At 64.6% G+C, this 20,359-nt stretch carries 15 protein-coding genes; 7 read left to right on the top strand and 8 right to left on the bottom strand.

Annotation, left to right across the window (positions count from 1 at the left end):
• Positions 1 to 2 precede the first annotated feature (2 nt).
• Together AS156_RS23875 and AS156_RS23870 are read left to right on the top strand one after the other, a co-directional pair.
• Positions 3 to 1,103 carry a CaiB/BaiF CoA transferase family protein gene (locus tag AS156_RS23875; protein WP_066509303.1) on the top strand — a complete coding sequence of 367 codons (1,101 nt, stop codon included), beginning with the start codon at positions 3 to 5 and terminating at the stop codon, positions 1,101 to 1,103.
• A gap of 27 nt (positions 1,104 to 1,130) precedes the next feature.
• Complete coding sequence (locus AS156_RS23870; RefSeq protein WP_066509301.1) at positions 1,131 to 1,985, top strand: HTD2 family dehydratase; 855 nt, start codon at positions 1,131 to 1,133, stop codon at positions 1,983 to 1,985.
• A 55-nt stretch (positions 1,986 to 2,040) separates the two neighbouring features.
• Here AS156_RS23870 and AS156_RS23865 read toward each other — a convergent pair whose 3' ends face one another.
• The 7 genes from AS156_RS23865 to AS156_RS23830 form a co-directional block, all read right to left on the bottom strand.
• On the bottom strand, positions 2,041 to 2,862 hold the full coding sequence (locus AS156_RS23865) for a sulfite exporter TauE/SafE family protein (RefSeq protein ID WP_066509298.1): 822 nt from the start codon (positions 2,860 to 2,862) through the stop codon (positions 2,041 to 2,043).
• Positions 2,843 to 4,396 carry an amidase gene (locus AS156_RS23860; RefSeq protein ID WP_082747696.1) on the bottom strand — a complete coding sequence of 518 codons (1,554 nt, stop codon included), beginning with the start codon at positions 4,394 to 4,396 and terminating at the stop codon, positions 2,843 to 2,845. The genes AS156_RS23865 and AS156_RS23860 overlap by 20 nt, the downstream gene beginning before the upstream one ends.
• Positions 4,397 to 5,249: 853 nt before the next feature.
• Positions 5,250 to 7,049 carry an NAD(P)/FAD-dependent oxidoreductase gene (locus AS156_RS23850; protein ID WP_066509294.1) on the bottom strand — a complete coding sequence of 600 codons (1,800 nt, stop codon included), beginning with the start codon at positions 7,047 to 7,049 and terminating at the stop codon, positions 5,250 to 5,252.
• Positions 7,050 to 7,236: 187 nt separating this feature from the next.
• Positions 7,237 to 9,117: a sigma-54-dependent Fis family transcriptional regulator gene (locus AS156_RS23845; RefSeq protein WP_066509292.1), complete on the bottom strand. Its 1,881-nt coding sequence runs from the start codon at positions 9,115 to 9,117 to the stop codon at positions 7,237 to 7,239.
• Positions 9,118 to 9,510: 393 nt separating this feature from the next.
• On the bottom strand, positions 9,511 to 10,214 hold a 704-nt coding region (locus tag AS156_RS23840), incomplete at its 3' end, for a LysR family transcriptional regulator (RefSeq protein WP_210184218.1).
• 32 nt (positions 10,215 to 10,246) lie between these two features.
• Positions 10,247 to 11,587 carry an MFS transporter gene (locus AS156_RS23835; protein WP_066509286.1) on the bottom strand — a complete coding sequence of 447 codons (1,341 nt, stop codon included), beginning with the start codon at positions 11,585 to 11,587 and terminating at the stop codon, positions 10,247 to 10,249.
• On the bottom strand, positions 11,584 to 13,026 hold the full coding sequence (locus AS156_RS23830) for a sulfatase-like hydrolase/transferase (protein ID WP_136626398.1): 1,443 nt from the start codon (positions 13,024 to 13,026) through the stop codon (positions 11,584 to 11,586). Before AS156_RS23830 ends, AS156_RS23835 begins: the two co-directional genes overlap by 4 nt.
• Positions 13,027 to 13,308: 282 nt before the next feature.
• Between AS156_RS23830 and hisC the strand changes: the two genes are divergently transcribed.
• The 3 genes from hisC (at position 13,309) to mdlC (ending at position 17,252) form a co-directional block, all read left to right on the top strand.
• Positions 13,309 to 14,361: a histidinol-phosphate transaminase gene (hisC, locus tag AS156_RS23825; protein WP_066509283.1), complete on the top strand. Its 1,053-nt coding sequence runs from the start codon at positions 13,309 to 13,311 to the stop codon at positions 14,359 to 14,361.
• A gap of 100 nt (positions 14,362 to 14,461) precedes the next feature.
• Positions 14,462 to 15,349: a BJP family subclass B3 metallo-beta-lactamase gene (gene blaBJP, locus AS156_RS23820; protein WP_066509281.1), complete on the top strand. Its 888-nt coding sequence runs from the start codon at positions 14,462 to 14,464 to the stop codon at positions 15,347 to 15,349.
• 274 nt (positions 15,350 to 15,623) lie between these two features.
• Positions 15,624 to 17,252 (top strand): benzoylformate decarboxylase, encoded by a 1,629-nt coding sequence (gene mdlC, locus AS156_RS23815; protein ID WP_066509280.1) that lies wholly within the window; start codon positions 15,624 to 15,626, stop codon positions 17,250 to 17,252.
• A gap of 156 nt (positions 17,253 to 17,408) precedes the next feature.
• Here mdlC and AS156_RS23810 read toward each other — a convergent pair whose 3' ends face one another.
• On the bottom strand, positions 17,409 to 18,938 hold the full coding sequence (locus AS156_RS23810) for a 4-hydroxyphenylacetate 3-hydroxylase family protein (RefSeq protein WP_066509277.1): 1,530 nt from the start codon (positions 18,936 to 18,938) through the stop codon (positions 17,409 to 17,411).
• 85 nt (positions 18,939 to 19,023) lie between these two features.
• Here AS156_RS23810 and AS156_RS23805 point away from each other — a divergent pair, with 85 nt between their 5' ends.
• Both AS156_RS23805 and AS156_RS23800 read left to right on the top strand, forming a co-directional pair.
• Positions 19,024 to 19,644, top strand: coding sequence for a TetR/AcrR family transcriptional regulator (locus AS156_RS23805; RefSeq protein WP_066509276.1), 621 nt, complete (start codon positions 19,024 to 19,026; stop codon positions 19,642 to 19,644).
• A 4-nt stretch (positions 19,645 to 19,648) separates the two neighbouring features.
• Positions 19,649 to 20,182, top strand: coding sequence for an isochorismatase family protein (locus AS156_RS23800; protein WP_066509275.1), 534 nt, complete (start codon positions 19,649 to 19,651; stop codon positions 20,180 to 20,182).
• The last annotated feature ends 177 nt before the right edge of the window (positions 20,183 to 20,359 follow it).

Raw genomic sequence — 20,359 nt, 5'->3', positions numbered from 1 at the left:
TCATGCTCCCGTTGGAAGGACTGACCGTCATCGCCGTCGAACAGGCGGTTGCTGCGCCGTTCTGCTCATCGCGCCTGGCCGATGCCGGCGCCCATGTCATCAAGGTGGAGCGTCCCGAGGGCGATTTCGCGCGCGGCTACGACGCGGCCGCCAAGGGCCAGAGCAGCTATTTCGTCTGGCTCAACCGCGGCAAGGATTCGATGGTGATCGATCTCGCCACCAAGGATGGCCGCGCGTCGCTGGAGGAACTCATCGCCGGCGCCGACGTGCTGCTGCAGAACCTCAAGCCGGGCTCGATGGACAAGCTAGGCTTCTCGCGCGAGCGGCTGCGCAAGGATTATCCGAAGCTGATCATGTGCACGATATCAGGCTATGGCGACACCGGCCCCTATGCCGACCGCAAGGCCTATGATTTGCTGATCCAGGCCGAGAGCGGCCTCGCCTCGATCACCGGCGGGCCGGAAGGCGCCTCGCGTGTCGGCATGTCGATCGTCGACGTCGCCACCGGCGCCACCGCGCATGCCTCGATCCTCGAGGCGCTGATCGGGCGCGACCGCACCGGGCAAGGCGCCGACATCCGCATCTCGATGTTCGACGTGATGGCCGACTGGCTCACCGTGCCGCTGCTCAACGCCGAGGACGGCAAGCCGCCGAAGCGCATCGGCCTCGCCCATCCCTCGATCGCGCCCTATGGCGTGTTCCGCTCCAAGGACGGCAAGGAGATCCTGATTTCGATCCAGAGCGAGCGCGAATGGAAGAAGCTGTGCGCCGAGGTGCTCGGCCAGCCTGCTCTGCCCGATGATCCGCGCTTTGCCAACATGGTCGAGCGCGTGCGCAACCGCGCGGCTACCGACCAGATCGTCGGCGACAGCTTCGGCAAGCTCGCGCGCGAGGAATTGCTGGCGAAGCTCGCGGCGGCCGACATCGCCTTTGCCGAGGTCAACAGCATGACCGACCTCGCCACCCACCCGCATCTCCGCCGCATCGAGGTCGACACGCCGAACGGCAAGGTCAGCTATCCGGCGCCGGCCGCGATCGTCGTCGGCGAAGACAGGCACTACGGCAGGGTGCCTGCGATCGGCGAGCGCACCAAACGTTCCTGACAAACCACCTGCCCGGGCAAGACAATCATGAGCGACAAACTCGATCTCGATCATCTCCGCCAGTGGATCGGCCGCAGCGCGGAAGCAACTGATGTCGTCACCGCGCATCTGGTGATGGGCCTGCGCGCGACGCTGTTCCAGGAGATCGGCGAACCCAAGACAGGCGATGCCGCGCCGTGGACCACGCATTGGTGTCTGGGCCAGCCGGTGTTCCCGATGTCGCAGCTCGGGCCGGACGGCCACCCGACCCGCGGCGGCTTCCTGCCGCCGGTGCCGCTGCCGCGCCGGATGTGGGCCGGCGGCGAGCTCGAATTCTTCGATAGCTTGCGCGTCGGCGACGAGCCGAAGCGGACGTCGCGCATATCAGACGTGACGGTGAAGTCGGGCTCGACCGGCACGCTCTGCTTCGTCTCGGTCAATCATGAAGTCACGACATCGCGCGGGCTGGCGATCCGCGAGCGGCAGGACATCGTCTATCGCGAGATGACGAGCACACAAGGATCTGCTCCCGCCAAGGCGCCGCCGCCTCCCCCGGTCGCACAGCATCGCGAGAGCCACGTCTCCGATCCGGTGCTGCTGTTCCGCTACTCGGCACTGACCTTCAACGGCCACCGCATCCATTACGATCGCGACTACGTCACCAAGGTCGAGGGCTATCCAGGCCTGATCTTCCACGGCCCGCTGCAGGCCTCCTTCATCGTCGAGTTCGCGGCCAAGCTGCGTGGCGGCAAGCCGCCGAAGAAGCTCGTGTATCGCGGCGTGCAGCCGTTGTTCGAGGGCAGCGAGTTCTCGATCAATGCCAGCGAGAAGGACGGCAGCCTCGAGCTGTGGACCGCGAACGCGGAAGGACAGCCGACCATGAAAGGCACGGCGAGCTGGTAGCCTGACCGGCGCGCGGTTTTTCCCGCGCGCATGAGCGGCCTTTGCGGCGTGGGCTTCAGAGCGAAGCCACGAAGCGAAGGCTGATCAGGATCAGGTACAGCGACAGCGCGACTTCCATCTGGCGCTTCGGCATTTGATGCGCGAGCGCTACGCCGTAGCGCACGGTGAGCAGGCTGAGCGGCGTCAGCAGCGCAAATCCGATCACCGACACGAAGCCGAGCGACCACGGCGGCAGGTCCGGATGATTCCAGCCGGCGACGACATAGCCGATCGTGCTCGGGATCGAGACGAACAGGCCGACGCCCGAAGCCGTCGCGATCGCGGCATGGATCGGGAAGCGATAGAGCGACAGCACCACGTTTGCCACCAACCCGCCGCCAATACCCATCAGCGAGGCGGACGAGCCGATGACGAGGCCATAGCCCGTCATGGTCGCGGTGCCGGGCAGGCCATTGCCCAACTGCCACGCATCCTTGCCGGCGAGTAGCCTGATCGCAAGGAACAGGCAGACGATGATGAAGACGCTTTTGAACACGACAGGCTTCGCCACGGAAGCTGCGACAATGCCGAAGAGCACGCCGACGACGATCGGGATCGCCCACGCCCTCAGCACACCGACGTCCACCGCGCCCTTCCTGTAATGACCGATGAAGGATGAAATCGAGGTCGGCACGATCACGGCGAGCGAGGTCCCGACGCAAAGCGGCATCATGACGTCGTCAGGAACGCCGTAGAGCTGGAACACCTCGTAGAGCACGGGGACGATGACAGTGCCGCCCCCGACGCCAAACAATCCTGCCAGGATTCCGGTGCAGGCGCCGGCCGCGGCGAGTGCTGCCGCAAGCCACGCCGTATGACTAAGCGCAAGCGCACCCATGGGTTTGCTCCTCGGTCGTGACAATCTCTTCTGAAGGCCGGATCGAACACCACGGCGCTACCTGCTCGTAGGCATGCGCCAATTGGAGACAGGCAAGATCGCCATGGCCTGGCGCCAGGATCTGCAACCCCATCGGCAGGCCGTCGCGGGAAAATCCGGCCGGCGCGTTGATCACGGGACAGCCGGCGAGCGTCGCGTAGATGACGACTTCCATCCAGCGGTAGTAGGTGTCCATCCTGCGCCCACCGACCTCCTTCGGCCACGTCACCCTTGCATCGAACGGGAAACACTGCGCCGTCGGCAGCACGAGGAAGTCGTATGTCTTGAACAACCGATCCAGCGTTCGACACCATTCGGCGCGCCGGCCGGACGCCTCGAAGACATCGAGAGCCGAGAGCCGCATCGCCTGCTCGACCTCCCAGCAGGCTTCGTCCTTCATCAGCGCGCGCTTGGCCGGATCGGCATAGCGGCCAGCCAGTGGCCCGCCCGTGAGCCAGGCGCGCAGCACGATCCAGTCCCGCCAGAGCTGGTCGAACGGATAGTCGATGCTGACAGGTTCGACGTCGCAGCCGATGTCTGTGAAGCTGCGCAACGCGTGCCGGCACAGGTCGAGCACGCCGGCTTCGAACGGCAGATAGCCGTGGAGATCGCCGAGCCAGCCGACGCGCGTCCCCTGCCAGTCACGCAGCAGGCGCTCGCGGAAACAGGCCGAAGTCTGTTCCTGTGCGGGCTGCGACCACAGCTCATCTTCAGCCTGCACGGCAAACAGCAACGCGAGATCTTCGACCGAGCGCGCCATCGGCCCGACGGTGCCGAACGACGGGAGATGCGGATCACGCCCCTCAGGCGGCATCCGCCCCTGCGACGGCCGAAGCGAAAACAGGTTGTTATAGGCGGCCGGATTGCGGATCGAGCCGGCGTTGTCGCTTCCGTCGGCAACCGGCACCATGCGGGTAGCGACCGCGACCGCCGCGCCGCCGCTGCTGCCGCCCGATGTCCTGGTCCGGTCATAGGCGTTCAGTGTGGTGCCGAACACCGGATTGTAGGTCTGCGAACCCAGTCCGAACTCGGCAGTGTTGGTCTTGCCGACGAGGACGGCGCCGGAGCGCTTCATCCGTTGCACGAACAGCGCGTCGCGCGACGGGATCGAATCCCGGTGCAGCGGCGAGCCCAGGGTCGTGCGCAATCCCTTGGTGGAGGCCAGATCCTTGATCGCCTGCGGGATGCCGTGCAGCCAGCCCTGACGGACGCCACAGGCCAGCATGGCATCCTTCTCGCGCGCTTCCGCCAGGACCTCGTCGCGATCGCGGATCGAGACAACCGCATTGCAGGACGGATTGATGCGCTCGATGCGGTCGAGACAGGCCGTCGCGACCTCGAGGCAGGACACTTCGCGCGCGGCGATCAAGTCCGACAGCGCACATGCGCCGAGCTCGACGATCTCGCATTGCCGGACGGGCGCGAGGCTAGTGCCTTGCGCAGTCGATATCGGGCTCTCGAGCGGCCGCGCCAGGTTCAGGTGGTCGCTCGACATCCTACGCCTCAACCTCTTCGTGCGCGTCACGTGAGATTGGGTGGACATGCTTGAATTCGCGGGGGGCAGCCGGGCGCGACAGCCTCCGCCATGTCCTTATGAAAAGCATTCGAAGAAAGTAGCTGCGCGAATGCTGCGCGGCGGACCAGATATCACTGAAGCAAACGTCCAAATCCGCTGGGTTCTCGTCCTTGCGCATGACACGAACACCTTATGGATATGAAAATTCTGCAGGAATCACTTGAGCACGAGCGAGACGCGAGCGTCCGTTCGGCACAATTCAGTTCGACATGCTTCGACAGATCGGAGATTCAAGCTCCGGGATTGCAGTCAGGAATTCGCTTTTCGTCAGCTACAATTCACATTCCAAATATCGGCACAGGGCATCCGAACGGTGCACAATTCTGCTGTTCATCCGCCGGGCCGAACTGTCATCACCCGAATAAATTTCAAAGTCACAATGAAAAGTCACAATGAATAGGGCACGCTTGCTGCCGGCATCAGAAATGCCAGGACAATCTGAGCATAACATCTAATCGAAAGTCCGCTGCAGTTTTATGAACCAGACCACATAGTGCCGGTGATGTAGCTGAAATTCTCTGCATCGGTACGAAACCGGGAACTACGATTGCTCAATTTCGAGGCGGGCGCGCTCGATTCATGCGTACTGGCTGCGCTTTCTTCGCTTCGCCGCACTCTACCGCGCTGCGCTCTCGAAGGGTCAGTCATGATGACGTTCGGACGCAGACCACATGAACGTTCGCCGCGCGGACCATAGCCGATCCCGCCTCGACGCAACTCGTTCTCAAGGCACGACCCGCCTGGTCCGCGGGATCAGGCGGGTCGATCAGTTTCAGCCCTTGTGATGCGTGGACTGCAACTCGTAGACGGGCGTCGGGATGCCCTCCATGCGCGCCTTGAGCTGGAGAGCGAGATAGTGCGAGTAGTGGCGTGACTGATGCAGATTGCCACCGTGGAACCACATCGCCTCCTGCTGCGTCGGCTTCCACATATTGCGCTGCTCGCCCTCCCACGGTCCGGGATCCTTCGGCGTGTCGGAGCCGAGCCCCCAGACCTTGCCGACCTTGTCGGCGGTCGCGCGATCGATGAGATCGGCGACCCAGCCGTTCATCGAGCCGTAACCGGTCGCATAAACGATCACATCGGCCGGGATCTCGCGGCCGTTGTCGAGCTTGACGCCGCCCGTCGTGATCTCATCGACCTGGCCGCCGACGAGCTTGATCTTGCCGTCGATGATCAGCTGCGACGCTCCGATATCGATGTAGTAGCCGGAACCACGCCGCAGATACTTCATGAACAGACCGGAATCATCGGTGCCGAAGTCGAGCTTGAAGCCTACCTTTTCCAGCGCGGCATAGAAATCGGCGTCGAGCTCGCGGATCTTGTCGTAGACCGGCTTCTGGAACTTATGCAGGATCCGGTAAGGCAGCGAGGCGAAGATCAGATCGGCCTTCGCCGTAGTCACGCCGGCCTTCACGGCGCGCTCCGAGTAGAGATCGCCGAGGCCGATCTCCATCAGCGGCGCCGAACGGACGATGTGGGTCGATGAGCGCTGCACCATGGTAACATCGATGCCGTTCTCATAGAGCGCAGCACAGATGTCGTGCGCGGAATTGTTCGATCCGACCACCACGACCTTCTTGTCCTTGCAGCCGTCCGGCCCCGGATGCTGCGAGGAATGGTGCTGCTCGCCCTTGAACTGGTCCATTCCCTTGAACTTCGGCACGTTCGGCTTGCCGGACATGCCGGTCGCGAAGACGAGATGCTTCGGCCTCAGCACGACCTCCTGACCGTCGCGATCGACAACGACGGTCCATTCCTTCGTCGTATCGTCGAACGAGGCGCGCTTCGCCGTCGTCTTCGTCCAGTAGTTCAGCTCCATGACCTTGGTGTAGAACTCGAGCCAGTCGCCGATCTTGTCCTTCGGCGAGAACACCGGCCAATTCTTCGGGAAGTCGATGTAAGGAAGGTGGTCGTACCAGACGGGATCGTGCAGGCAGAGCGACTTGTAGCGCTTGCGCCAGCTGTCGCCCGGGCGATCGTTCTTCTCGACGATGATGGTCGGCACGTTGAGCTGACGCAGCCGCGCGCCGAGCGCGATACCGCCCTGACCACCGCCGATGACGACGACATAAGGCTGCGTCGTATACCCGAGCGAGCGGGCCTCCTCCTCCCGCTCCTCCTTCCAGGACTTGGCGCCGGCATTGACGCCATGCTTGGCGCCGAGCGGCCGCGAGAAGCCGGATTTCTCCTCATGGCCCTTCAGCTCTGCCATCGTGGTCAGCAGCGTCCAGATCAGCCCGTCGCGGAAGCGGACGAGGCCGTATCCGCGCGCGACGTCAGTCTCGAACGAGATCCAGGTTTCCAGGATGCCGTCAGCTTCGGTCGCAGTCTCACCGTCGGCGACCCGCCAGTTACGGGGCTTGGCCGTGGCGAGACAGCGGGTGAGCATGTCGCGAACGCCGTCGTGGTCCTCGACCGTCTTGATGTTCCAGGTGAAGGTGACGAGATCGCGCCAGTAGCAGTCTGTCGCGAACATCGCGACGGCCGCGTCGATATCGCCATCCTCGAGCGCCTTTCCGAGCCGGCCGAGCAGAACTTCCGCCTTGGCATTGGTTGTCGTGTCCAGCATGAATTTCCTCCTCTTGATGATTATTGACCCAGCGATCGGCGATCGCCGCGTTCGATCAAGAGATCGCAAGCCGCGTGCCACCAGTGTCATGCTTGCCGGGCTCGTAAAATCAAGGGCTTGGCGGGAGACGGCCGTGGCACACCCCGTGGCGGCGCCACAGCTGTGGCGCCACACCTGCCCCAGCCCCTCAGCTCTTCTTGATGCGGCGAAGCCGGCGATGGATAGTCGATCTGTCGACGCCGAGCCGGCGCGCGAGCTCCGAAACATTGCCGCCGCAGGCCGCGAGTTCGGCCGCCAGATCCTGCGCTGCGGACACGGCCGGCATCGGCGCGCGGGGGGTCTGCACCGCTTCGGGCAGATCCTCCGGCGTGATGTCGGATCCCTCAGCGAGTGCGGAAGCAACGCGCAGCGCGTTGGCCAGCTCGCGCAGATTGCCGGGCCAGCGATGGCTGCGAAGAGCCATGCGGGCGGCGGCGTTGAGACGGATGGTGCGACCTTCATCCGCTCCGATACGGACAAGGAGATGATCGACCAGCCCGTCGAGATCCTGCCGCTCGCGCAACGACGGCAGCACCAGCGTTGCCGCGTTGAGGCGGAAGAACAGGTCCTGACGGAAGCGCCCGTCGGCGACGAGGAGATCGAGACGATGATGCGAGGCCGAGATCAGGCGGAAGCGCACCGGCTTCGGGCGAAGGCCACCGACGGGCGTGATCTCGCCTTCCGAGAGCACGCGCAGCAGCCGCGCCTGGAGGCTGAGCGGCATGTCGCCGATTTCGTCGAGGAACAGCGTGCCGCCATCGGCGGCTTCGATCAGGCCGGTCTTGCCGCGCGACGCCGCGCCGGTGAAAGCGCCGGGCGTGTAGCCGAACAATTCGGACTCGATCAGCGTCTCCGGAATGGCGGCGCAATTGACCGCAACGAAGCGTCCGGCATTCGGACGCGCTTCATGGATCGCGCGCGCGAGAAACTCCTTCCCCGCACCGGTCTCGCCCTGGATCAGAATCGGGACGTCGCGCCCGGCGAGTTTCGACGCCCGCATCTGAACGGCTTCCATGGCGGGATCGCCGAAGCTCAGATCGCGCAATGCCTGCGGCATGCGGGGAATTGAGCTGGACGCGCCCCGGACGCTCACGATCGGCGCGATCGCCCCCGCAAACAGCGGCACACCCGACCGCGTCCGGATCACGCGCTCACGATCGGACCGCCCGCGCCTGAACCGCGGCAAGTCATCGACATCGATGTCGAAGAATCGCGAGATCGGCGCGCCGATCAGGCTACGCGTGACGTTGCCGTCGAGGTCGAGCATGCGCGCGAAGGCGCGAAAGCCACCATGCGTCAGGCCGGTAATCCGTCCACTCGCATCGATGGTCAGCGCAGCTTCCGGATCGACGTCGAGGAAATCGGGGGAGCGGGAGATCCGCAGGATCCAGTCGTGGCGCGTACGGGCCATCAGATTGGCAAGCTCGATCCGCCTCGTGGTGGCGGTCACCAGATGGAGCGCCAAATGCTGGCTCGCCTTGATTGTCGGCGAGCGCAATTGCGAGATGTCGAGTACGGCCGTGAGGTCGCCCAAGGTATCGAAGATCGGCGCGGCTGTGCAGGTCAGGTTGATGTGGCTGGTATCGAAATGGTCGTCCTGATGGATGATGACCGGATCGCCCGAGACGATGCACGCGCCGACCGCGCAGGTGCCTGCGCGGTTCTCCGACCATTCCGAGCCAAGATAGAGGCCGGCGCGCCGCAACTGGTTATCGAACGTCGGATCGCCCATGAAGTCGACGGTCACGCCGCGCGCGTCCGAGAGCAGCAGCACGTAGTTCTGATCCACGACGTGATGAAACAATCCCTCGACCGCCGTGCGGCTGATCCTGATCAGCTCGTCCGCCTGCTCACGATGCTCCTTCAACTGGGTCGCGGGAACGATATAGGCTTCCTGCGCCTGCGCCGGGTCGAGGCGATAATCGTTGAGGCAGCGCAGCCAGGATTGCAGCACCGGCGCATCGCGCAGGCTGCCCTTTCCCATGGCGACGCCAGCGATTTCCTCGACATGTGAGCGGGCCGAGATCATCCGTTTTCCTCCCGGCCGCTTCGCGCCCGCCCTCGGCGGGCGTTCGCGGCGCGGCTACGCATTGTGGCGGGATCTTGCAAGCGTCCCGTGGCGGCAAGTCTATTCTCGTCGGGGATCAAGCGCCAAGCCGGGCGCCACCTGATTCAGCACTTGACTTGCCTGTCACCCAATCAAGCCGCCGCCGGGAACTACTCGTCCGAGGGTGGCGCCCACAGCCTTATTCCTTGGCGAATCCCGCAACCGCCTTGACGATCGGCGAGCGCCAGTTCGCGCTCGTGGTCAGCATCCAGCATTCGTACTGGAAATCCGAGTTCAGCCTGAGCTCGACCAGATCGCCGCGCTCGAGCTCCCCCGCGAACACAAAGCGCGGGCCGCGCGCGACATGGCGGGNNNCGGGTCTCGAGCGCCATCCGCTTGATCAGGTCGTAATCGTCGGACAGGAAGGCTTCGAGGTTCTGTCTCTGCTGATCGCCGAGGACGCCGAGCCAGGCGCGGAAGTCCGGCGTGATACCGGCGCTTGCCAGCGACAGGCGCGCGAGCTCGGCAACCGATAGCGGCGCAGCCTGCAGCGCCGGATGATCCGGGCGCGCCACGACGATGTAGCGATCCTCGAACACCTTGACGCGGATGAACTCCTCTGATGTCGCGAGCTGGTGATTGCAAAACACCAGATCGAACGTGCCGGCGCGCAATGCGCGCATCATCAGGTTCGGCCCGGCATAGCGGGTGACGAATTGCAGTCGCGGAAACGCCTGCGCCGCCTTCTGCAGCACCTTCGGCAGCGGGTGCAGACGCGTCGCGGGTCCGACGCCGATCTTGAGCATGCCCGCTTCACCCTTGGCCATCTGCTCCAGCTCATGGCCGAGCGTGGTCACGTTCTGCAGGAGGGTCTGGGCCTGGTCGGCGACGAACTGGCCGTAGGTGGTCGGACGGGCACTGCTGTTGGTCCGTTCGAACAGCTGGATTCCGAGCTTGGCCTCGAGGCGGCCGATGCTCTTGCTCAATGTCGGCTGGGCGATGCCCAGCTCCTTCGCGGCCCCGCTGAAGCTCCCGGCCCGGCAAATCGCGACAATCTGTTCGAGGTGACGCAAATCCATGCTGCGACCATAGCGGCCGCGATGAGACGCGGCTAGCCGCGCGCCGCCGGCTGCCTGGTCCTGATCAACATGGCGATCAACGCGCTGGTCAGCAGCGACGCGCCCCCGGCCGCCAAGGCCAGCGAGAAACTGCCGGTATGGGTCTTCACCACGCCGAAGAAATAGGGCCCGACCGCGCCGCCAAGATTGCCGAAGCCGTTGATCAGGCCGATCCCGACGCCCGCCACGCTTGCCGGTAGCACTTCGCCGGGCAAGGTCCAGAACGGACCAAAGCGGCCGAGAAATGCGCCCATCGCGATCGAGAGGCAGATCACCGTGACCCAGCTGCCACCGCCCGTGAACTGCAGAGCCAACAGCGGTACGCCCGCAAGCGCAGTCGCCGCGATCATGTGCCATTTGCGTTCGCGCCGCCGATCCGAACTCGCAGCGACCGATAGCATCATGACGATCCCGAGCACGGATGGGACCGACGCGAACAGCCCGACGATCCCGATCGGCAGGCCGGTCTCCTTCAGCACGGTCGGGAACCAGAAGTTCACGCCCCACTCGGCCATCAATGCGAGGAAATTGTAGACCGCGAGCAGAAGCACGCTCGGATGCCAGAGCGTCGAGAGCCAATGGCCCGAGATAGTCTCGGTCGCCTCATTCACGTCGGCGGCGAGCTTCCGCATCAGGTCCGCGCGTTCGTTGTCCGGCAGCCAGAGCGCGTCATCGGGGCGATCCGCGATCGCCCACCACCAGACCATCGACCAGAGGATGCCCGGGATCGCCTCGATCACGAACATCAATCGCCAGTGCGAACAAGTCAGGATCAATCCGGAGATCGGGCCTGCGATGATCGGCCCGATCGGGAAGGTCAAAAGGAACAGTGCATTGGCCCGCGCGCGCTCCGCCCGCGTGAACCAGTTCCTGATCAGCACCAGCGTGCAGGTCAGTACACCTCCTTCGGACAGACCGAGCGCGAAGCGGTTGATGGCGAGTTGAAGCGGTGTATGCACCAGCGCCGTCGTCAGCGAGATCGAGCTCCACAGCAGCAACAGGCAAAGCAGGACCCGCTTCGGGCTCCAGGTCGAGGCCAAGCGGCCTGCGGGAATCTGCAGGATGATGTAGCCCCAGAAGAACAGCCCGTTGGCGAAGCCAAGCCCCGAGGGCGACAGACCGAGATCGTCCCTGACGAAAGGCGCCGCCATCGACAGATTGACGCGGTCGACGAAGGCAAGCAGGTACATCACGAAGGCGACGCCGAGAATCCGGACCCAGCGATTTCGCTTGCCCCTGGCGAAGATCGTCGCCTCTTCGGAGCGCGGCGGGCCAACGGACGTGGCAAGAATCGGATCAGGCCGGTCGAGACGCGACGCCCGGACCTCGCTCACGAGATCAGCCCGTTCGGGACCGGCGTGTAGAGCTTCTTGGTCGGAAGGTTTGCCATCACCTGCTCCGGGCCGCCCTTGCTCTCGATCAGGAGACGCTGCGCCTCATTGGCGCGGCGGTCTTCCTTCTCGGGATCGACGATGTCGCGCAGCTCTGCCTCCAGCTGCTTCACCGTCTCGGCATATTCAGGCCGTGCGGCGAGGTTCGTGCTTTCCTCCGGATCGGCTTCCAGATCGAACAATTCGGGCGCGAAGCGCACGTAATAGATGAATTTGAGCCGGCCCTTGCGCAGCATGTAGGACGCCGACGGCGAGCCGGCCGCGTGATATTCGCTGAACGTCATGCGCTCGCGATCGTCGTCCTTGTTGGCAAGATCGAACAGCGAGTGGCCGGGGACATCATCCGCATCCGCAGAAAGCCCAACGGCGTCGAGGACAGTCGGATAGGCATCGACCAGCGAGACCGGCGTCGCCGACCGCTTGCCCGCGGGCACACCCTCGCCGGCAACGATCATCGGGATCGCGACCGCTTCCTGGTAGTGGTTGGATTTTCCCCAGAACCCACGCTTGCCGGCATTCTCGCCGTGGTCGGAGGTGTAGAGGATGCGCGTGGACTCGCGCAGGCCCGCCTCATCGAGCGCGGCAAGCACGCGGCCGACCAGCGCATCCATGAAGCTGACGAGGCCGAGATAGGCCGCCAGCGCCTTGCGCTGGTCCTGCGGATTGGGCGCGCCGCCCGCCAGCAGGTCCGCCAGCCAGGGATGCGGCTGATAGCCGGTGTCAGGCCCGTAGGTCGGATCGGGCATCTGCTCGATGGGATAGAGGTCGAAGAATTCTTTCGGCGCCACCAGCGGATAATGCGGCGTCACGAACGAGACGAACAACGCCCACGGCTCCTGCGCGCCGGCGGCGTCGCGCAGCCACTGCGCGGCAATATCGGCGACGCGGCGGTCATATTGGGTGTATTCGCTCTCGCCGACGCTGGCGGCCTCCGCGATCGCCGAGCGCTTGCGCGGCGGCGCCACGAAATCCGGAAACTGCTTGCGGATCGACAACTGGATCATGCCGACGCCTTCAGTGATGTGCATCGGGATGTGCTGCTTGTCGAAACCGGTCGGATCCTCCTCCAGCCTGTAATGCAGCTTGCCGACCGACTCGACGCGCACGCCGGCCGCCTGCAGCCTGTGGCCCCAGCTCGGCACGCGGCCGTCATAGGCGATGGAATTGTCCCAGTATTCGATGTCGTGGACATAGCGGCCGGTAGCGAAGCTGGCGCGGGCCGGCACGCAGATCGGGCAGCTGGTATAGGCATCCACGAACCGGGTGCCGCGCGCCGCCAGCGCATCGAGTTTCGGCGTCTTCGCGAGCGGATGCCCGGCACAACCCATCATGCTGGCATTGTGCTCGTCGCACATCAAGATGAGCATGTTCTGGGGCTTCACGGCCGACCTCCCTGTGTTCCTGCCGTGTCGCTCAATCGGCTCATGGGCAGATATTTGCCCGGACACTGCCAGAGCCGGTTGGCGGGAGGTATCGACAATTCTTTACGATGATCATAGCCGCGGGCTATAGCCACCGGGGCGGGCCCGGCCGCGGCCCATGCCCGCGAACGGTCCGGCGTTGAGGTCATTTTCGGCGGCCGAGGCCGGCTTTCACCGACGCCTCGCATCCCCTAGTGTGATGCGGTCCATCCCTGAAGTTCGCAGATTTGGGTTCTGAAGATCATGAGTCGTTTCTGGAGTTCGGTCGTCCACAATCTGTCGCCCTACGTGCCGGGCGAGCAGCCGAAGATCGATGGCCTCATCAAGCTCAACACCAACGAGAACCCCTATGCGCCCTCGCCGCACGCGCTGGCTGCGATCGCCGCCACCATGGATCGGCTGCGGCTCTACCCCGATCCGAGCGCGACGGGCCTGCGCGAGACGATCGCCGCCCATTACGGCGTCACACGCGAGGAGGTGTTCGTCGGCAACGGCTCGGATGAGGTTCTGGCCCATACCTTCCAGGCCCTGCTGAAGCATGACGCGCCGCTGCTGTTCCCCGACATCACCTACAGCTTCTATCCGGTCTATTGCCGCCTCTACGGGACCAACTACGAGACGGTGTCGCTCGATGCCGAGATGCGGGTGCGGCTCGCCGACTACCGGCGGCCGGGCAGCGCCATCCTGCTGTGCAACCCGAACGCACCAACCGGGATCGCACTGCCGCGCGCCGCGATCGAGGCGCTCGTCACCGAACATCCCGACAAGCTCGTGGTGGTCGACGAGGCCTATGTCGATTTCGGCGCCGAGAGCGCCGTGCCGCTGGTCGCGCGCCACGACAACCTGCTGGTGATCCAGACCCTCTCCAAGTCGCGCGCGCTGGCGGGCCTGCGCGTCGGCTTCGCCATTGGCCAGCGCCCGCTGATCGAGGCGCTGGAGCGGGTGAAGGACAGCTTCAACTCCTATCCGCTGGATTGCCTTGCGCAAGCAGGTGCCGCTGCCGCCATCAAGGACGATGCCTGGTTTCAGGCGACACGCGCCCGCATCGTCGCGAGCCGCGAAGCGTTGGTCCGTGGCCTTTCCGAGTTGGGCTTCGAGGTGCTGCCGTCGCAGGCGAACTTCGTGTTTGCGCGCCATCCCGGCCGTCGCGGTGCGGACCTCGCGGCCCGGCTGCGGGAGCGGGCAGTTCTGGTGCGACATTTCCAGAAGCCGCGGATCGAGGACTTCCTGCGCATCACGATCGGAACCGACGAGCAATGCAGCCGTCTGCTTGCGCTGCTGCACGAAATCATCTGATTTTCGCATTGGCCATCCGCAACAGCGTCGCTTGCGATCGGTGGCGGCACCCCGCATAGTGCCGCCACCGAACAACAATAAGAACTGCAGGGAGGCAATCATGAGGACGCTCGCAGCCGCGCTGTGCGCGCTGGCGCTGATCACATCCGGTGCACAGGCGCAGACGCTCAAGGACTTCATGGCCACGGTCATGAAGAAGTGGACCGCACCGTTCGAGCCGTTCCAGCTGATCGGCAACATCTACTATGTCGGCACCGACGGCATCGCCGTCTATATCATCAAGACTTCGCAGGGCCTGATCCTGATGGACACGGCGATGCAGCAGTCGACCGGCATGATCAAGGACAACATCGCCAGGCTCGGCTTCAAGGTCGCCGACATCAAATACATCCTCAACTCACACGCCCATCTCGACCACACCGGCGGCTTTGCCGAGATCAAGAAGGAGACCGCCGCACAACTGATCGCCGGCGAGCGCGACAAGCCGTTGCTCGAGGGCGGATATTATCCGGGCGACGAAAACAACACCGATCTCAGCTTTCAGCCGGTGAAGGTGGACCGCACGGTCAAGGAAGGCGACAAGGTCACGCTCGGCGACACCACGCTGACCGCGCATGCGACGCCGGGCCACTCCCCTGGCTGCACGAGCTGGGAGCTGAAGGTCAAGGACGGCGATCAGGAGCGCAACGTGCTGTTCTACTGCAGCGGAACGGTCGCACTGAACCGGCTGGTCGGCCATCCGACCTATCCCGGCATCGTCGACGACTACCGATCGACCTACGCCAAGGTCAAGGCGATGAAGGTCGACGTGCTGCTCGGGCCGCATCCCGAGGTCTACGGCATGCAGGCCAAGCGCGCGCAGATGAAGGACGGCGCGCCGAACCCGTTCGTCAAGCCCGGCGAGAATGTGACCTATGTGACAGGGCTTGAGCAAGATTTCGACAAGCAGCTCGCCAAGCAGACGGCCGCGTTGCAGAAGGCGAACTAGCCAACACAGCGAAACGTCATCCCGTCATCCTGAGGAGCGCGCATCAGCGCGCGTCTCGAAGGATCGACGGCCCCACTCGGGCCAAGCATCCTTCGAGGCTCGCTCCGCTCGCACCTCAGGATGACGCGGAATAGCCGCCGGCGCTTTGTCCAGGCTTTAACGCCTCCAGACCGCAGCTTGACATCGTCAGGCAATCCATCGACAGGTGGATTGCCTTTCCGCTTTTGCCGCTTGCAATCACGGAACGTAACAAGACAGAAATGGGAGCCACCCGATGTCATCCCGCAAGCCCGCCGCAACGAAAGGCAAGGCCGTCACCGTCAAGGACGCCACCTTTGACCTCCTGCGCGCCTGGGGCATCAAGAAGGTGTTCGGCAATCCCGGCTCGACCGAGCTACCGTTCCTGAGCGACTGGCCCGACGACATCGATTATGTGCTCGGTCTGCAGGAGGCCTCCGTGGTCGGCATGGCCGATGGTTATGCGTTGGCGACACGCAACGCCGGCTTCGTCAATCTGCATTCGGCGGCCGGCGTCGGCAACGCGCTCGGCAATATCTACAACGCCTACCGCAACCAGACGCCGCTCGTGATCACCGCCGGACAGCAGGCGCGCTCGATCATGCCGTTGCAGGCCTTCCTCTATGCCGAGCGCGCAAGCGAATTTCCGCGGCCCTATGTGAAGTTCGCGGTCGAGCCGGCGCGCGCCGAGGATGTGCCGGCGGCGATCGCCCGCGCCTACTACGTCGCGATGCAGCCGCCGTGCGGGCCGACCTTCGTCTCGGTGCCGATCGACGACTGGACCCATGCGACGCAGCCGCTCGAGGCGCGCCAGGTCAGCCGCGAGATCGGACCCGATCCCGCTTCAATGAAAGCCCTTGTGACCGCACTCGGCGACGCCAAGCGCCCTGCCCTCGTGGTCGGCCCCGCCGTCGATCGCGCCGAGGCCGTCGAGCTGATGGTGAAGGTCGCCGAGAAGGTCAAGGCCGCGGTCTGGGTCAGCCCGTTCTCGGCGCGCTGCTCGTTCCCCGAGCGCCATCCGCAATTCGCCGGCTTCCTGCACGCCTCGCCCGGCCAGCTCTCGGATGCACTGCGCGAGCATGATCTCGTGGTCGTGATCGGCGCCCCGGTGTTCACCTTCCATGTCGAGGGCCATGCCGCAATCTTCGACGGATCGACCACGATCTTCCAGATCACCGACGATCCCGACACTGCCGCGATGACGCCGGCAGGGCGCAGCATCATCGCCACCATGAAGCCGGCGCTGTCGGCGCTGCTCGACATGCTGCCAGAGGCCCAGCGCACCGCGCACGCCGGGCGCATCCTGCCGCCGGCGCCTGCGGGCAGCGACCCGATCCCTGCCGAATATGCGCTGCATGCGCTGGCGGCTGCGATGGGGCCGCAGGATGCGCTGGTCGAGGAAGTGCCGTCGCACCGTCCGCTGATGCAGAAGGTGATGCCGATGCGCGGCCAGGACAGCTTTTACACCATGTCGAGCGGTGGCCTCGGCTACAGCCTGCCCGCCGCGGTCGGCATGGCGCTGGGCCGCCGCGAGGGCCGCACGGTCTGCCTGATCGGCGACGGCTCGGCGATGTATTCGATCCAGGCGCTGTGGACGGCGGCGCAGCGCAAGCTGCCGTTGACCGTCGTGGTGATGAACAATTCCGGCTACGGCGCGATGCGCTCGTTCAGCCAGGTAATGCAGGTGCGCAACGTGCCAGGCCTGGAATTGCCCGGCATCGATTTCGTCAAGCTTGCCGAGGGCATGGGCTGCGACGCGGTGCGGGTGACGAAGTCCGCCGAGCTCGCCGGCGCCTACAAACGCGGGCTGACGCATCAGGGCACAAGCCTGATCGAGGTGATGGTGGATTCCGCGGTGCCGCTACTCTACGCGCAGAAGACGTGAGGTCGAGACCTCGTCACGCGTCATTGCGAGCGAAGCGAAGCAATCCATCTTCCGGCAAGCGGAGATATGGATTGCTTCGTCGCTGTCGCTCCTCGCAATGACGGCCGGATAGCTACACGGCCCTCAATGCGAGATCACGGGATCGCCGAGCACAGGCTACGGCTCCAACACCGGCACGAATGGCTCCGGCACCTCGCAGCCGGTGGCGCAGCAGCGTCCCGGTTGTTTTGACACCCGGCGTCCCTCGTCGACGAGGCCGCGGCCAAGCAGGTTCTCGACCAGCTCGGCCTTCTCCATCACCGGGTAGTTGCGCCAGATCTCCCGCTTCATCGCTTCCGGCGAGCCGCCGCCGTGCAGTGAGATCACCGAATACCAACCCGCTTCATGAGACACCGTGAGGTCCTCGATCAGCCGTGCCACCTCGGCGCGCTGCTCGGCCGGGATATCCGGACGTCCGCCCATGACAGCGGCAAGCGAGGCGCGGGTCTCCGGATTGTGGTCCTCGTCCGGCCCCGGCAGCGCGACGATCAGCCCGCCGGAGACGTAATGCGCCACGCGGTGCATGTCGTAGATCTTGGTCGCCAGCAGCAGCTTGCCGATGTTCGAGAACACCGCATCCGGCATCACGGAGCCGGCCGGGTCCTTGGTGCAGTAGACCGAGGACGCGACGCCGCAGGCGTAGAAGCTTTCCGTGATGGTGATCAGCTCGACCATCGCCTCGCGGATATGCGCATGCCGCTCCGCATCGAGGCCGTTGGCCTCGATCATCAGTGCGCCCGCGCCGATCAAGAGATCGCCGAAGCCGGCGCGCGCGCCAATGCAGGAATGACGGTGATGCGTGGCGTAGGACGTGGTCAGGAAGCCGCCCTCCTCGGTCTCGCCGGCGAGGAAGACGCGGTCATGCGGCACGAACACGTCGTCGAAGACGACGACGCCGACGGACTGGCCGTACTTCGCGGAGAATTTCGCCGACGCATCCCCGGGACGGCCGGCCGGGCGCGCGATGATCGTGACGCCGGGCGCGTCGATCGGCACGGCACAACAGACTGCAAAATCCTTGTCATCAGGCACATGGGTCCGGCACGGCATCACCAGGAATTCGTGCATGTAGGGCGCGCCCGTCACGATCGCCTTGGTGCCGCGGATGACGATGCCGTCGGGGCGGCGTTCTTTGATGTGGACATAGACGTCGGGATTGGCCTGCAGGCCGGGGCGCTTCGAGCGGTCGCCCTTGGCATCCGTCATGGCGACGCCGAGCGTCAGGTCGTTGTCCTGGACCTCGTGCAGATAGTTGAGGAAGCGCTGGCTGTAATCGGTGCCGTGACGATCGTCGGTCAGCCGGGTCGCCTGATAGAGACCGTTCAGCGCATCATGGGTGAGATAGCGCTGCGCGCAGCCCGAAGTCCTGCAGACCAGCCGCACCGCCTCGAGCTTGTACAGCAGATCCTGCGAGCTCTCGTTGATATGGAGCATGCGGTTGACCGTCTTGCCCGAGGTGCCCTGCCGTGCCGTCATGATCGGCGCATGCTCGGCGCGGTGAGCGAAATCGTAGGTCACGCCGACGCCCGCGATGCCGGGCGCCAGCAACGGCTCGTCCGCGACGCTTTCAACGGCACTGCCGTTCACGAACACACGCGGCTTGTAGCGGCGCAGGGATTCCCGGTAGTCGGCGGCCGTCATCAGCATCGCACTTCTGCCTTGCTCATTTTTTTGAACGATGTTAAATTATCTAACGCTGTTGGAATAGAGTCAAGGATGGAATCGCCTGGCGATGCAGACGCGCGAGAGCAGGAAGAAAGCGGTAAGCCGCCACAAGCGGGAACTGATCCTCGACGCGGCGCGCAGTGTCTTCGCCGAAGAGGGCCTCGAAGGCGCGAGCCTGCGGGCGATCGCGACGCGCGCCGGCTACACGCCGGCCGCACTCTACTTCCACTTCGATTCCAAGGAAGCGATCTATGCCGAGGTGCTGCGCCAATCGCTGGCCTCCCTGGGCGAAGCCGTCAGCGCCGCCGTCGCAACGACGCGCGCCGCCAGGCAACGGCTGCACTCCGCCGGCATGGCCTTCTTCCGCTATTATGCCGACAATCCGCGCGACCTCGACCTCGGCTTCTATTTGTTCCGCGGCGGCATGAAGCCGGCCGGACTCGGCCACGATCGCGACCGGGAGCTGAATGCCGCGCTGGAGGCTGCCCTGCACCCGATCGCCGAAGCGGCCGAAGCGCTCGGCGCATCGCGGCAGAAGGCCAACACCGTGATGGTGGACTGCTTCGCGCACGCGACCGGCCTGCTGCTGTTGCTGCACACCGGCCGCATCAGGATGTTCGGCGCCTCAGCGCCCGATCTGATGGACGCCTATCTCCGCGACAAGATCGCGCAACTCGTCAAGGAGTGACACCATGCTGACGATCGATCCGCTGATATCGCTGCTGCTGATCGTGGATTTCCAGTCCCGCCTGATGCCGGCGATCGATCAGGGTGCCGCGGCGGTGAAGAACGCGAGGCGATTGATCGACATGGCCGACCTCGTTGGCATTCCCACGATCTTCACCGAACAGAACGCCAAGGGTCTTGGCGCGACCGTCGCCGAGCTGCCGACGGACAAAGCCCGCCTGATCCACAAGATGACGTTCGATGCCGCCCGTGCGCCTGAATTCCTGGAGACAGTCCCCGCCGACAGGCATGTCGTCGTCGCGGGCTGCGAGGCGCATGTCTGCGTGCAGCAGACCGTGCTGGGTCTGCTCAATGCCAGGCGCAAGGTCTACGTGGCACGCGACGCACTCGGCTCGCGCCGCACCGAAGACAAGGAAACCGCGATCCGTCGCATGGAACGGCATGGCGCGGAGATCGTCACCACCGAGATGGTGGTGTTCGAATGGCTGGAAACCGCGGAGCATCCGCGGTTTCGCGAGGCGATTGCGCTGATCAAGTGACGGCAGATGCCGTGAGAACCGACGTATAGAAGTGGAGCAATCCCTACCTCCACCCACGCGTAAGGGACGCACCGGCGGAAGGGTTCCCTCCCCCCTTGTGGGGGAGGGTTAGGGAGAGGGGTGCCACACGACGTGCTCTCTCAATGTGCGCTTGAACGACACGCGATTGAAATTGTG

Origin of the sequence: Bradyrhizobium macuxiense (assembly GCF_001542415.1) — a bacterium.
Lineage (GTDB): Bacteria > Pseudomonadota > Alphaproteobacteria > Rhizobiales > Xanthobacteraceae > Bradyrhizobium > Bradyrhizobium macuxiense.
The sequence above is the reverse complement of the archived record's forward strand: the minus strand, read 5'-3'. Positions and strand labels throughout refer to the sequence as shown.

Excerpts from the sequence above, each read along its gene's own strand:
- AS156_RS23875 (WP_066509303.1), top strand. The coding sequence starts at position 3 with ATGCTCCCGTTGGAAGGACTGACCGTCATCGCCGTCGAACAGGCGGTT.
- AS156_RS23870 (WP_066509301.1), top strand. The coding sequence starts at position 1,131 with ATGAGCGACAAACTCGATCTCGATCATCTCCGCCAGTGGATCGGCCGC.
- AS156_RS23865 (WP_066509298.1), bottom strand. The coding sequence starts at position 2,862 with ATGGGTGCGCTTGCGCTTAGTCATACGGCGTGGCTTGCGGCAGCACTC.
- AS156_RS23860 (WP_082747696.1), bottom strand. The coding sequence starts at position 4,396 with ATGTCGAGCGACCACCTGAACCTGGCGCGGCCGCTCGAGAGCCCGATA.
- AS156_RS23850 (WP_066509294.1), bottom strand. The coding sequence starts at position 7,049 with ATGCTGGACACGACAACCAATGCCAAGGCGGAAGTTCTGCTCGGCCGG.
- AS156_RS23845 (WP_066509292.1), bottom strand. The coding sequence starts at position 9,117 with ATGATCTCGGCCCGCTCACATGTCGAGGAAATCGCTGGCGTCGCCATG.
- hisC (WP_066509283.1), top strand. The coding sequence starts at position 13,309 with ATGAGTCGTTTCTGGAGTTCGGTCGTCCACAATCTGTCGCCCTACGTG.
- blaBJP (WP_066509281.1), top strand. The coding sequence starts at position 14,462 with ATGAGGACGCTCGCAGCCGCGCTGTGCGCGCTGGCGCTGATCACATCC.
- mdlC (WP_066509280.1), top strand. The coding sequence starts at position 15,624 with ATGTCATCCCGCAAGCCCGCCGCAACGAAAGGCAAGGCCGTCACCGTC.
- AS156_RS23810 (WP_066509277.1), bottom strand. The coding sequence starts at position 18,938 with ATGCTGATGACGGCCGCCGACTACCGGGAATCCCTGCGCCGCTACAAG.
- AS156_RS23805 (WP_066509276.1), top strand. The coding sequence starts at position 19,024 with ATGCAGACGCGCGAGAGCAGGAAGAAAGCGGTAAGCCGCCACAAGCGG.
- AS156_RS23800 (WP_066509275.1), top strand. The coding sequence starts at position 19,649 with ATGCTGACGATCGATCCGCTGATATCGCTGCTGCTGATCGTGGATTTC.